We start from the raw sequence: 15,239 nt of genomic DNA on the forward strand, positions 1-15,239 counted from the left end.
TATGAATTATTAGAAAAAATTACCTAAAGAATTATAAAATTCTTCATATCTGTCTATACTTACAGTAAAATTAAAATTTTACAGTGAGGAGCATCAGATATGAAGAATTTTTTATGCTTTTTGTTAATTTCAGGAGTATTACTCTTTTCAGGGTGCCAGAACCCTTTAGAAGGAATTGATGATGTACAAACGCGCTTACAAAGTATAAAGACATCAAGCGAACAACAAAATACAGCAAATGCAGATAAAGACGAAGTTACTGTGCACAATGCAAATATAACCGAAAGTAATTCTGATATAAGCGAAGACAATTCAAATAGAAATGTTGAAGTCAGAACAAATATCAAACAAACGCCTAATACTCAAGAGAGCAGAGATATAAATAATAACGCCAGCAGCGGGAAAACAACAGTTGGCACATTGTCTGTAACTGCTTATTATAAAGATGCTGATGGTTCTTTAATACCTGTTACAAGGGATATAGCAAAAGAAGAAGGTATTGCTAAAGCGGCACTAAGATCTATGATTGACAATGAAGTAAATAGAGAAGCGTTAAAATCAATAGGTTTATATCCGATACTTCCAGAAGGTACTGAGATATTGGGCATAAGTATAAAAGAAGGTATTGCTGTAATTGATTTTAACAGCAAGTTGTTGAATTATAAGACTGAACTGGAAGAGCGGAACATTTTTGCAGGTATAGTGTATTCGCTTACCGAGTTTAAAACAATAAAAGGTGTTAGGATTCTGATAAACGGTTATGAGAAAGAAAAACTTAAGTACTCGGGAAACATTTCCGGTAACCTTGGAAGAGATAATATCCTTATAAATTCCGAAAAATTAAATGCTGAAAGTAAGATTATGAAACTTGACATATATTTGTTTAAATATTTGAATGATAAGTACGAATATATACTGCCTGTTTCAATGGAATATATAGGTGTAAATGAAGATATGCTTCCTGAGGAAATTGTTAGATCATTATCAAGAAAGCCGGAAACTGATCGCCTATTTACTCAAATGCCAGAAAATGTTGAGCTTGTTGACTGTAGTATAAAGGATAAATTGCTTACTTTGGATTTCAACAAAAAAATTAAAGATTATGGTGGAAATGCAAGAGAAGAGGGACTATTAAAACAGATTCTTTATTCAATGAAGCAAATAAACGGAGTAGAGAAAGTTAGAATTCTAATAGAAGGTGAAAAAGATGACCTTCCTGAAGGCACAGATATCTCAAAGGATTTATTATTACCTGCGAAAATAAACAAAGCAAACTAAAAAACTTTAGCAATAATTACATAAATAAGTTGAAATCATTATTTGTTTTAGATAGTATATTACTTAGAATAAAAAATGTAAACGAAGGGTTGGGGACCATATTGAGAATTGACGGAAGGGAAAAGTCGAACCTTAGGAAAGTAAAGATTACGAGGAATTACATAAAACATGCAGAGGGTTCTGTCTTAATTGAGATGGGGGATACAAAAGTTATTTGCACTGCATCGGTTGATGATAAGGTTCCGCCTTTTAAGAAGAATTCAGGAGAAGGCTGGGTTACTGCAGAATACTCTATGCTTCCGAGATCTACAGGGGTTAGAAATCAGAGGGATATTAGCAAATTAAAGCTCAATGGAAGAAGTCAGGAAATACAAAGGCTTATCGGAAGAGCATTGAGATCTGTAGTAAATTTCCATGCTTTAGGCGAAAGGGCTATAATAATCGACTGTGACGTTATACAGGCCGATGGGGGAACTAGAACTGCTTCTATAACAGGAGCTTTTGTTGCCATGGTAGATGCCTGCAAAAAGCTTGTTGAAGATGGGGTCATTGAAAAAATACCCATAACTGATATGGTTGCAGCTGTTAGTGTTGGAATTATCGGTGATGAAGAAATGCTTGATTTGTGTTATGGAGAGGATTCCAATGCTGTTGTGGATATGAATGTAGTTATGACATCCTCAGGCGAATTTATTGAAGTTCAGGCTACTGGAGAGCAGTCTCCATTTCGAAGGGACCAGCTAAATAAGTTGCTTGACCTTGCAGAGGTTGGGATAAAAGAACTGATCAGTATACAGAAAGATGTTTTGGGTCAGGTGTCAAATGAAATTGGGAGAGTCACAAAAGATGAAAAAGTTTATAGTAGCGACAAAGAATAAGGGTAAACTAAGGGAAATAGAAGAAATATTAAGTGGTATGAACCTTGAAGTTGTTTCGATGGAACAGGTTGGTATAGATGAAGATATAGAAGAGTATGGCAGCACTTTTGAAGAAAACGCTCTCATTAAAGCTCGTGAAGTACATAAGATTACGGGTGAACTTGTTATGGCTGATGATTCTGGTCTTGAGGTAGATGCTTTAAGCGGTGCTCCAGGCATTTATTCTTCAAGGTTTGCGGGTGAAGGTGCAAGTGATGCGGACAGAAATAACAAACTGCTTGAATTATTAAAGGATGTACCCTTTGAAAATAGAAAAGCGAGATTTGTTTGTGCCATAGCTGTTATACTTCCAGATGGAAATCACTTTACGGTGAGGGGAACTTTTGAAGGGTTTATCGGAATTGAGCCTGTTGGAGCAAATGGTTTTGGATATGATCCTCTTTTCTTTTTGCCTGAGTACAATAAAACTGCAGCACAACTGGAGGCTGCAAAAAAGCATGAAATAAGTCATAGAGGCAAGGCACTTAATCTAATGCTTGCTGAGTTGAGAGAACGGTTAATACAATAGGATAATAATCCTAAAAAAATATTTAAAAATAGTGTTGACAAAATGTAATGATGTTTGTATAATATAAAAAGTCGGCGGTGCGGTTAACGCATACAATACGACTTTAATGCGGGTGTAGTTCAATGGTAGAACATCAGCCTTCCAAGCTGATTGCGTGGGTTCGATTCCCATCACCCGCTCCAAAAAAACTTTATATATCTGCCTGTAGCTCAGTTGGATAGAGCAACGGACTTCTAATCCGTTGGCCGGACGTTCGAGTCGTCTCAGGCAGGCCACTTAAAAGCCCAGAATAGTAAATGTTCTGGGCTTTTGTTATATCTTGAATTTAGTTTACGTAAAAATATTAATCCCGCCATGTAATTCCGTTCCGGTTATATACTTTAGTAACCAAATCCTATAATTAGAAAAACTCAAAAAACATGACAAACTGCTGAAAAGTTGTGACAAACTGCTATGCATTATCATGATATAATTTCCGTGTATAATGATGCAATGCTACTACATTTTTCGTGCAAAAATTTTCATTCTAAAATCAGGCTTTAGCTAAATCATGTAATTGGATACATTAGTACACAAGTAAAACATAAATAAAAATTCAGGGGGGCTATATGAATTTCAATACAAGTTGACAAAATTCACAAATCTTATGTTAATTCAAAATTTTGTACGTGGGGGGATTACTATAATATGAAGAGAAGATTAGATATTAATAAAATTATTTTTTTTGTATTTACTATAATAATGGCAATATATTGTTTTTGTGGAATTAGTTATGCAGAAGATATTTCTGTCAAGGTTTCTATAAATGGAGATGCATCATACACAAATGATAGAAGTGTATCTGTGGCATATAGTATTTCAGGAGGTACCGGGCCATATACAATTTCAATGTCTCAAGGTGAAAATGTGGTCCAAATAAATGATAGTGGTGCTAGCGGTAAATATTTATTCACATTGACAGATTCAAATGGTTATAAAACAATTGTGGTGGATGTTGCCGACTCGAAAAGTACCCTGGGTTCCGGTTCCGACTCAATTACTCTTGATAATGAAGCACCTGTCACAACTGCATCGATTTCCGGATATAATGGAAAACATGATGACTGGTATGGCTCACAAGTGTTTGTAAGTCTGAATGCAAAAGATAGTGGTTGCGGTGTAGATAGTACGTATTACAAATTTGATAGTGAAACCAACTGGAATTATTATTATGGAGGATTTACAACTCAACTAAGTGAAGGGAAGCATAAACTCTACTACTATTCTAAGGACAGTTTGTTTAATGAAGAGTACGAAAAGAGTACATCAATTAATATCGACAAGACTCCTCCTCAAATAACAGCGATAACTCCAAAAGGTGCTGTTCTTTCTGAACCGACATGTACTGTAGAAGTTACGGTAGGTGATGTTGCCTCAGGTTTATATTCTGTCAATATTGGAGAAGCAGCAGGATGGCTTTCAAACGGAAGGTATGTAAGAACTGTACAGCTTGTACCTGGTAATAATACTATAAAGGTAAAGGCAGTTGACAATGTGGGTAATACTTCTACTGATTCTACTACCGTAGTTTATGATCCAAAACCTGAAATTCAAATTAATCGCCCGGTTGATAATGCTACAGTGTACACTGAAAAAGTTAATTTAGGATGTTCTCTGAGTGATCTGGGCGGAAATCTGGCATCTTATACAGTTATTAACGGTTCCTACACTAAAACGGTACCTATTACATCAGGATACGCTTATACTGTTAGTGAAGATATTCCACTGACAAGAGGAAAAAATGAAATCAAAATCATTGCAACTGACAGCAATTCAAGTACAAGCGAGAAAAAGATAACCGTTATCTGGAAAAAAAGATGGACTGTAATTGCTTATATGGCAGGAGATAATACTTTATCGGGCAATTTGATGTCTGACATTGAAGAAATGAGGGGAGCTGGTGACAGTGCCAATTATGATGTTATAGCGGCATATGATGGAAGTGGCAAAGCTGATTCTGCGTGCTATAAAGTAACCTCACAGAGCCTGAGTTCCTCTAAAATACCATTGAGGAATGTATTTGCAAATCCCGTTAGTGATAACGAGTTGAATACTGGAGATATGGAAACACTTAGTGATTTTATAAAATACTCAATTACAAATTATCCTTCTGATCAATACTTCCTTTTATTAAGTTCACACGGATACGGCTGGCAATCAATCTGTCAGGACGATACCCAAGGTACGGGCTTTCATCTGCAAAAACTGAAAGTTGCACTTTCAGGTTATAAGTTTGATGTTACACTTATGGATGCTTGTCTGATGTCTATGATTGAAGTTTCTTATCAGTTAAACGGTATTACAGACTATCTGGTTGCCTCCGAAAATAACATAGCGGGTGGAGGTAATGATTTTACTACACTTCTGAGGAACCTTGGCAATAATTATTCTTCAGGAAGTAATTCAGATGATAGGAACTTTGCATCAAATATTGTTGATATTTATAGAAATCAATATCAATCTGAGACACAGAAACAGAGAAGCCTTATTGCTATGGATATAAGTAAATTATCGAATGTGACTACTCCTATTGATAATTTAGCAAGCTGTCTTTTAAATAAAGATTTCTATTCAAAACACTATAAAGAAATTAATAAAGCAAAGGAAGAGGCATTGAGGATTCCTTCACTATGGGATTTATCAACTACACCCCCATCTTTACCCCAGGCATCCGAATTTGGAGATGTATTCAGTTTTGCTTATAAGTTAAAAAACAGCATTAGTGATCCTGATTTGGTCAGCAGGGCACAAAGTGTAATGGACAGCATAGATGCCAGAAATAGTACATTGATAATAAATGAGTGGCATAATATACCGACTACTGTTCCTGCACCGGTTACAGAAAACTTGCCGCACGGGTTATCGATTTATCTTCCTATGTATCCTGAAAATTATGACCTCAGATATAATGATCTTGATATGTCAAAGCAGCATTTATTATGGCCGGCATTTATTAAAAAAGACATAACTCCACCTGAGTTTGTTTCCCAATTCAATCCAGGCACAAATACAAATTTATCAAATTTGTGCAAACTTGAGTACAGGGTTAGAGATACATATTCAACGGCTAATTGTACCATTCGTGCTTCCATAGTGGATTCTTCCAACAAAGAGAGAAGTGTGATCAAAAACTGGGAGAGTGTAACTCAAAATCCCGATATCTCATCTCCTTTGCATGAAATAACCTTTTATGCTACCGAATTAATTGGGGGCAGCAGATATTTGCTTCCAAACGGCAGCTATAAGCTTGTTGTACAAATAAAGGATGCTGGTGATAACGAATATAAAGAGTCTTATGATTTCGAAGTCAAGATACCTAAAAAGGATCTTCTATGTACCGTTGAAACTCCGAAAAATAGTTTGAATCAATCCATTTCGGTTCCTGATGCGGATATAGCTTTTATATTTGTCAACCCTTCATCACCTTTGAACAATTTAATTGTAGCTAAAGGAAAAAGCAATAGTAATATGCAGATACCTAAAGTAACTACATTTTCATTAAGCGTGAGTAAAAAGGGTTACGAAAGCATATCAAGAGATATAACTGTACAGGATACATCGACAGGTATTCTGAGTACTAGCTTTAGACCGATACTTCCTGGTGAAGCAGGATTTGTAGAGGATTTTAAAAATGTTGACAGCGATAGCGATGGTATACCTGATTTTTGGGAATATAAGTATTGGAAGTCGTGGAAGAATACTCCTGCAAGTTGCGACTTAAGCAAAAACGACAGTGCTGATGATTTGGATAAGCTGTATTCAAATCCTCAAAGGAGGACCAAACTTGGTGATGGATTAACCAATAAGGAAGAATATGATCTTCAGACTTACTTTGCAGATCTGGATCCAGGTCAGATTGATCTTTTAATGGAAGTTGATTATATAGAGACCAGACCACTTGCTGTAAATGGCACTACGCGCAATTATGTACCCAAAGCTGAGGCCATCAATACAATGAAAGATTCTATTGAAAAAGAGGGTATTAAAGTTCATTTCAGTTCTGAGGGTAAGAAAATTGTTGTTTCAAATTATACAGACAAACCAGAGGCTTCTGTGGATGAACTGAAAAGCCTGCTTTCTCAGAATCTTGGAACATATACCTATAGCAATTCGGACAAGGATACAGATATTATTCATGCCATATTTGCACCCGGATGGACTAAAATTACGGGATTATCCAATACTGATTCAAAAAGTATGGCGGGATTATATTTGGGAGAAGAAAAAGGATTGTTCGTCTTTGATCTACAAACCAAATGTATTGTCAACAACAGAGTAGAAGTAATCACTGCGGAAGCTGATAAAAAGATGGCTTTAGATAAGCATGAAGGTTACATACTTGCTCACGAAATTGGACATGCACTATCATTAAACGATAGGGATACGGGAGTAAATGATGAAATAATGTATCGGCAGTTGTCTGATAAAACACTATCTATTAGCGGAATCAGGAAATTTACTGATAAAGATATTGAAGATATGAAATTTGCACCATTATTCGGACTTTCAGGGTATTTTGCAGATATGGTTAAATACAAGCCGATAGTTTTCTATAAAGAATTATTGCCATATCGTGGAGTAGGTCCATATACCATAGATGTTTATATTCAGGACCTTGATTCTCATCAGGCTGGTAATAACGGTCGAAAATTGTACTATACTACAGATGATGTTGAAGGTACTGGCAGTATAACATGGCATTCTGTAAATATGACCTATACAGATGATCCGGATGTTTACGGTGATGAGTTTGACTATAGTGCTTCCATACCGGATATGCCTGAAGGAACAGTTATACACTATTATATTGAAGCTACAGATGAAGACGGTAACAGAACAACATCTCCGGAAAGTGACCTGACATCGGGGCCGCCTGCTGAGTTATACTCATTTACAGTTGATAAAACAGGTCCTGAGTTTACAATACTTTCTGCAAAGCCAAATCCATTTTCTCCAGGCAACGATGGTGTGAAAGACTCTATAGTTATTGAAACAGCAGTGTTTGATAAAACGGACCTTGTTGATAATCTTTTGTTTGAAATAGTTGATTCCAATGGAGTTACTATAACAAAATGGGGGCCTGAGGATGATTTTCCTGCAAAGGGAACTAAAAGAATAGTCTGGAATGGAGACGGGGCAACTGATGGTAAATACACTTTCAGAGTGACAGGTTCGGATCAGGCTTATAATAATGGGTCCAAGACCTTTGAAATAATCGTAGACAAAACAGCACCAACAATTACAAAAACATCAATATCTGCTAATACAATCAATATTGATACCGAGTCAATAGAAATTAAGGGAGAAGTATCAGAAAGCTTATCTTCTTCAGTTCTTTTGAACATATTTATTGAGGGTGGAAATGTTGTGAAGCAGGTCAGTGTTAATAACCCAACACCTGGTTCAGCAGCTACATTTACACTTAAACTACTGAAAGAAGAGTTTAAAGATGATGGAGACTTTACTGTCAAAATAATGGCTGAAGATGAGGCGGGCAATAAGAGCCAGATAGTGAACGCCGGAACACTCAAAGTAGACAGAAATTCTCCCCAGATGAAAAGTCTTTATGTGGACAAAAAAAGATTTGTTCCGGAAACTCCACTAAGCCAGAGCACTACTGTTTACTATGAATTGACAGAGCCTGCATATGTTGATATAACAATTAAAGATGTAGCAGGAAATGTAGTTTTAAGGAATAACAGCACCGGGATATTGAAGGATAAAGGTTCTTTTGCATGGGATGGAAAAAATGATAAAGGACAATATGTATCAGATGGTTCTTATATGTTCCATTTTGTTGTCAATGATGCTGCCGGAAATAAGGTTGAAGACGGGATCGGAGTTATAAAAAATCAGATAACGGCAAATATCGGTTTCCCCGAAAATAATGCTGTTATTGGTGGAATAGTAAGTATCAAGGGTACTGCACTTGATCCAATAATAAACGACAAAATTGATTTTAATAGCTACTCACTTTGGTATACAACCGGAAAAGTTGATGTACCGACAAACCCTCTTAATCTGTCAACTAACTGGAAACCAATATCTGTACCTGCTGCTTACAGGAGTCCTGCGAACCTTAACGATGCACTTTGCAATATTTCAGTAAGATCAATTCTGAGTTCACAGCTTGGGCTTTGGGATACAACTGGATTGAGTGGAGATTATACAATACTTTTAGTAGCATCAGATACAACAACAAACTGGTCGGCAGCAATAAGCCATGTAACAATAGATCAGACTATTTCCAAGACAGACAGTCCAGTATTGGTGAATTTTGGAACGACACCTTCGGGAAGCTTTGACATTACAAAAGCAGAAGATTTTTTAATGTTGGAATATGATCTAACTATTAAAAATGCTGACATATCAATTGATATTTTTAAAGCTAAGGATGTGTCAACCGGAACTTATGACAAGAACGTATTTCACAAGGATTACAAAAATCAGACTGTAGGAAACGGTAAAACTATTTTGTGGTTAGATGAATCAGGCTGGAAAAACATTGAGGGCGGTGACTATTTTATAGAGATAACCGCAACAGATATTGACGGTATGGGAGTATCAAAAGTCAATGCAAATCTGAAAGTCAGCAAGGGATTTGTTGAGCCGATAAAGATAAAATCCTTCGTAATATCCGATCCGGTAGCTTCACCGGTTATTACTCCGGGGAAAAAGGTTACAATGTCTTATACAATGTCACGTGCTGCTAAATCCGGAAGTATAAAGATATACGACAATAAAGGTATTGAACTGGATAGCTTGATTTTAAGTGCCAATGCGGGTGCAAATATTGTTACATGGACGCCTTCAACTGCAGGTTTGTATATATGCAAAATTCAGGTAACAGCTGAAGACGGTTCAGAAGATACAGCATCAATTTCGATTCCTGTATCAACATCTTTTGCGACTGGAACTGCAAAAATCACAACACCGGATGGGTCTGTTCCTGTATCGGGTATATCAAGCTTTGTAAGTAGCATTACTGCCACAGGAAAGCAATATCCTCCAAAAGACTTTACAACAAACGTGAAGGTTGATGGGACGTATATAGTGTATGAGCCTACCGAATTTGACTGGACAGTTAATGCTTCAGCAACGGAATCATGGAACAGACCGGTCAATCTTAATATTACATATTTGACAAAAAATATTACTGATGGAAATGCACAATTTACAGAGCAAATTGTTGATGGATGGGAAGTAATTATAAATCAGGGGACTGCTACTGCTCCGCACATTATTGATGTTTATAAAAGAACTAAGTTGACATGTACATATACTTTTGGTGAGGAATTTACGGGGATTCCACAGGTTATAAGTTACTCTTCAAATGGACACAGCGATTCGAGGACAGGAGTATCCAATTGGGTGATGATGGATTCGGTGGACAAACAGAAGGTTGTGTTCCATACATATTACACTGTTAGAACCCGTTATAATGCAAGTGGAGTTCAGAGAGTGGTACTTGATACAGAACAAACTCCATCGGAACAGGTATCATTTTCATTCAATGTAAGCGGAACAGTACCGGATTCACATGTTGTAACCGGCAGTATGAGCGGTAAAGCTACATATATACCAAATGAGCCTATCAAGGGTGATATTTCGTATGATATAGCACTACCTACACCTAATGGGGGAACAATAAGCAATGTCAGCGTAAGTATTACAGACAATAACGGAAATATAAGTCCTTCAGTTAATAAAACTGTAAATGGAAATCGTGTATCAGGAGACATTCTTGCTAATGCAAAGGATTTCAACTGGTTGATTAAAGCAACTGGTGAAGAAATATGGGATAAGGAGACAGTAGTTTCACAAGATCTTTGCACTAAACAGATTTCCGAAATTCAATATTTTAATGAAACTGTAAAGAGCGGTGATGTCTTTCTTACTACTAAAATAATTAAAGTAACAGGGACCTACACTTTTCCAGCAGATAGTTTTGAAACTGCACCGACAATTGTAAGTTGTTCGACTAATGGCTATAACTCAGGAATTACAACAGCCGGCTGGTACGTAATTGACAATATTTCTAGAGACTCAATTACAATATCTACATATCGTAAGGTGTTTACAGTAAATGCTTATAGTACTCCACATGAAACAAAAACTCCGGAAGATGATGTGTACTTTAATTTTGTTGTAAAAGGCACTAGAACAATTCATGAAAATATTACTGACACTATAGGTGCTTTTGATTCTACACAGGGTAATAACCCCAATAATATAAACTTTACTTTAACACTTACACCAAGACACAATGGAGTAATATCAAACCAACAGCTCGTTTTTGCTGAAGGTACGGCTGACTATGATGACAATAAATATATCAGAACAAATATAGTGTCATCTTCAAGAAATGGAAATACCTTTACAGGTGTTTTAAAGGCTGAAGATTATTACATACCTGAAACAAAGCCATGGTCTGATACATTTGCGTTAGACAGTTCCGACAATTCACACTGGAAAACTGTAAATCCTGTATGTTATTATAATCATCCTATAGAAAGCGTTGATCTTTCAAATATGTATACTCCACCGTTCGGGTTTACAGCATCAGGGTATACAGTTGAAAGTATATCGAATTCGGATGTGATAATAAGTATTACAGGGAATACACTCAAGGCAACAGCAGACAAAAATGTAGTCGATACAAGCTGGAACAGTTCGAAAGATACTACATTACAGTTTTCTGGAAAGTTATTGAGCAGTCCTTTGCAGCTTAACAACAGTCAAAATGCAAATATATTTTCCTTAACAGGACCTGTAATTGATGGATCACCATTTTTACAGCCGGTTACAATATCCGATTCCTATCTGGGATCACAGAAATCTGGTTCTGATATGAACTCATTAGATAAATATAATTATGCATTCTGGTGGGAAAACCAAACTGCCAGGGATAATCCTTTTGTTTCAATTTATCCTGATGGGGATTGGAATATTGAGCTGCTTTATCCTGATGGAACAGTTAATGATTCATTGACAGTTAATAAAATTAAAAATGAGACAAGTATAGGTGCTAATGCCGATGATTCGGATGACAGATATACAGTCAGCATAAACACGGCAGCAAATGCTCCTGCTCCTAGATCATTTGTTACTCTGAAAGGAAGCATAACAGATACTAACTTGGCAGGATATACTCTGGTATATAGAAAGAAAACAACTACAGGAAATGAACCGTGGAGATTAATTCCTGTTTCAAAGGAACTTCAGACAGTTAAAACAGATGGGGTACTTGGCTACTGGGATGTTACAGGGCTAAACGGAGAATATGAAGTTCAGTTGGTATCGTTGGGAGCTTCATTCAGTGCCGATACAAAAGTAATTACAATAGGCAAAAAGGTAAGTGCTTCAGCAACACAGAATACCTATGTTGCTGCCCCATACAACAAGGCATATCTTACTTTTGAACCTGGTTCTGTTAGTGAAGATATTGTTGTTACTATTGATTCGATAAAACTTGCAGATACACAAGTTCAATATAATCCTGATATGCCGATGCCTATAGGGCCACTTTACAGCATGAAGAAGACTCCTGAAAATGTTGAGTTCAATGATAACCACCATCCGAAACTTACTATTAACTTTACAGAAAATGAATTGATCGGAATTGATCCGGGTATGCTTTCGGTATATCATGTAAAAGATAATGGAGAAATAGAAGCTGTTACAGTTACAAATATTGATACCAATGCAACAGACCTTATGGGAAATAAAATTGTAAAAATTGAATGTGATGTTCCTGGATTCTCAAGCTATATGATAGTGCCTAAAATAGGAATTCCCGAGTTTGACACTCCTATAGACAGTATTGTATCAAGCTCTGTTGTAACACTAAACGGTAAAGCAGAGGCAGGTACAACTGTGACAATTTACAACGGTCAGGCAAAAGCGGGTGAAACAAAAGCAGATCAAAGCGGCAGATTTAGTATACAAATCTCACTTGCAGAAGGAATTAATAATATTACGGCTACAGAGACAAGATGGCTTAATGGCAATGCATTTACTGGTGCAAGTACTCAGGCTGTGTATATTGAATTGGACACATACGCACCGGAAGTTAAGAGCCTTATGGTTTCACCATCTGTAATAACACCTGATAATGACGGAATAGACGACTATACTAATATTTCTTTTGCGTTATCCGAAGAAGTTCATGTATTTGTAAGCATAATCGATGTAAATGGAAACACCGTAAAAGTATTGGAAAATGGTATTAAAAAACCCGCCGGAGCTTACAGTGTAAACTGGGATGGAAAAGACAGTAATACCAGAATTGTAAATAACGGAACATATGATATTTTTATTAAAATTGTCGATATGCTTGGAAATGTAGGAGTAGAAAAAACTCAAATAATTGTCGGGGACTTGATCCCACCTGTACTGACTATACCTCAGGATATGACAGTTGAAGCGAATGCAATACTTTCAACTGTTGATATCGGTACAGCCACAGCTACAGATAAAAGCAGCGTAACAATTACCAACGATGCACCTGTTGGATTCCCTCTAGGAACTACTATAGTTACATGGATAGCGACTGATGCAAACGGCAATAAAGCGACGGCAACACAGAAGATAACTGTGGTAGATACTACCAGTCCTGTATTGCTGATACCGGCAGACATTATTGCTGATGCAAATGGAATAACCAGCATAATTAGTCTTGGAGATGCAAATGCAACAGATATTTTCCCTGTAACAATAACAAACGATGCTCCGGGAACATTCCCTGATGGAATTACATTTGTGACATGGACAGCAACAGATGCAAATGGAAATGTTACAACAGCTGTTCAAAAAGTAACAGTCATCGAAAGGTTACGGGTTGAAATGTGGAATGTCCATAGAGATGCGCTTTCAAGCAATGTTTCCCCTAGGTTTATTATTACTAATAAGGGGACGACACCGGTTGATCTTTCTGGATTAAAGATAAGGTACTGCTATACAATAGATCAGGAAAAAACTCAGAATTTCTGGTGTGACTATGCAACTGTGGGGGAATACAACATTAATCACAATTTTGTGAAAATCGGCACACCTTCAAATTCTGCAGACTATTACCTTGAAGTAGGGTTTAAGACAGGTAGCGGAACTTTGGAGCCGGGAGCATTCACGGAAGTAGTAGTCAGATTTGCAACTCCTGATTGGTCAATATATAATCAATTAAATGATTACTCCTTTAACGGTGTATCAACAAGTTATGGTGAATGGGATAAGGTAAATGTTTATCAAAATAACAGCTTGATTTGGGGAGTAGAACCGTAAGTAAAGGTGATTATTAAATAAAATAAAAAAGTTACCAAGTCCAATCGGAGAAATATCAAAACAATCACTCTATCATATGTATGTTAGGGTGATTGTTTTATATATTTACCAAACACACTTTAATTTGTATTAAAAGTTTTATAATAGTATAAAAATATTTATTGAATATTTTAATAAAACTTAATATAATCTCATCTTTGACAGTTGAAGAGAAGAAAAAGCTTGAAACCTCTTGAATTTGGGCGGGTTCAAGCTTTTCTTGTTCTTTAAAAAATTGAGTACTTTTTTAGTTTTTTGTGTCTTTAAAAATTTTTTTAAGTTGTCTCATGTTAACGATTTGATAGTCTGTTCGGAAACCAAATTTTTCATGTAAATCATCGGTGAAATCCGTTCTTGTGTACGTCGGAACATAACCTTCGCCTTTGATTTCAATAAAATTCATACTTCTTAGCCCAGATATTATCTCTCCACAGGTATATTTTTCCGAAAGCTTTTTCTCTAACAGCCTGTATATCATTAGCGAAATGAAGCAAGTCGTAAAATGTGCCTTAATTCTATCATCCCTCTGCAAATAAACGGGTCTTGCCTTAAACTCTGACTTCATAATACGGAAGGACTCTTCAATTTCCCAACGTCTTCTATTAACTTTAATAATAGCTGAGGCGTCATCTTCGAGATTGGTGCATACCGCGTAGAAACCATCAAAAGCAGCCTCTTTTGTAATTAGATTTGTATCAATACCGATTAATTCTTTATCAGCTAATTCTCCATCGGATGTACAGTAGGACTTTGAGATAAAGCGTTTGTAATCATTGGCATTACATTTTTTAAGCTTTTTAGGATTTGTTTTAATAACTTTCTCTGCTCGCTCTACTTGACGATTTCGGATAGTCTGCTGATAATTTTTGTATTTAAGCGAGAAGGTCACAACAAGATTTTGCTCTAAGCCATCTTCGCTGAGCCAACGCTGCTTGTAAAAAATCTTATCCATATCAGCTTTTTCATCAAGTTCAGTAATGTCATAAACCTTTTTAGAACCGGTAAGATACCATCCTTTTGTATCTAAAGCCCATTCCCTCAAATGAGCTTTCAACTTTTTAATGGACTGTGTAGTGATGAAAGCACGGTTTTGTATATTGTTGAATTTACGGTTAGCAGTAGATGCAAGACCAGCATCTGTGCAAACAATAAATTTT

The 15,239-nt window shown here is 36.4% G+C and carries 5 protein-coding genes and 2 tRNA genes; 6 read left to right on the top strand and 1 reads right to left on the bottom strand.

The genetic code is table 11. The features are described from left to right. Positions 1 to 99 precede the first annotated feature (99 nt). From ACECE_RS0223360 to ACECE_RS0223385, 6 genes are all read left to right on the top strand, one after another. Positions 100 to 1,278 (top strand): GerMN domain-containing protein, encoded by a 1,179-nt coding sequence (locus ACECE_RS0223360; protein ID WP_010251704.1) that lies wholly within the window; start codon positions 100 to 102, stop codon positions 1,276 to 1,278. Between the two features lie 98 nt (positions 1,279 to 1,376). Then, positions 1,377 to 2,156, top strand: coding sequence for a ribonuclease PH (gene rph / locus ACECE_RS0223365; protein ID WP_026073973.1), 780 nt, complete (start codon positions 1,377 to 1,379; stop codon positions 2,154 to 2,156). Then, positions 2,125 to 2,724, top strand: a complete 600-nt coding sequence (locus ACECE_RS0223370; protein WP_010251708.1) for an XTP/dITP diphosphatase — start codon at positions 2,125 to 2,127, stop codon at positions 2,722 to 2,724. Before rph ends, ACECE_RS0223370 begins: the two co-directional genes overlap by 32 nt. Positions 2,725 to 2,832: 108 nt before the next feature. Continuing rightward, positions 2,833 to 2,906: transfer RNA gene (locus ACECE_RS0223375), tRNA-Gly, on the top strand. Positions 2,907 to 2,922: 16 nt separating this feature from the next. Next, positions 2,923 to 2,999, top strand: a tRNA-Arg gene (locus ACECE_RS0223380). 412 nt (positions 3,000 to 3,411) lie between these two features. Then, positions 3,412 to 14,043: a clostripain-related cysteine peptidase gene (locus ACECE_RS0223385; protein ID WP_010251710.1), complete on the top strand. Its 10,632-nt coding sequence runs from the start codon at positions 3,412 to 3,414 to the stop codon at positions 14,041 to 14,043. Between the two features lie 286 nt (positions 14,044 to 14,329). On the opposite strand, the gene ACECE_RS28725 is transcribed toward ACECE_RS0223385, so the two are convergent. Then, a partial coding sequence (locus ACECE_RS28725; RefSeq protein ID WP_010251712.1) for an IS1634 family transposase occupies positions 14,330 to 15,239 on the bottom strand: 910 nt, incomplete at its 5' end.

Origin of the sequence: Acetivibrio cellulolyticus CD2 (genome assembly GCF_000179595.2) — a bacterium.
Taxonomy (GTDB): Bacteria; Bacillota; Clostridia; order Acetivibrionales; family Acetivibrionaceae; genus Acetivibrio; species Acetivibrio cellulolyticus.

Bases quoted from the DNA above. Each gene is read 5' to 3' on its own strand.
- ACECE_RS0223360 (WP_010251704.1), top strand. From the start codon at position 100: ATGAAGAATTTTTTATGCTTTTTGTTAATTTCAGGAGTATTACTCTTT.
- ACECE_RS0223370 (WP_010251708.1), top strand. From the start codon at position 2,125: ATGAAAAAGTTTATAGTAGCGACAAAGAATAAGGGTAAACTAAGGGAA.
- ACECE_RS0223385 (WP_010251710.1), top strand. From the start codon at position 3,412: ATGAAGAGAAGATTAGATATTAATAAAATTATTTTTTTTGTATTTACT.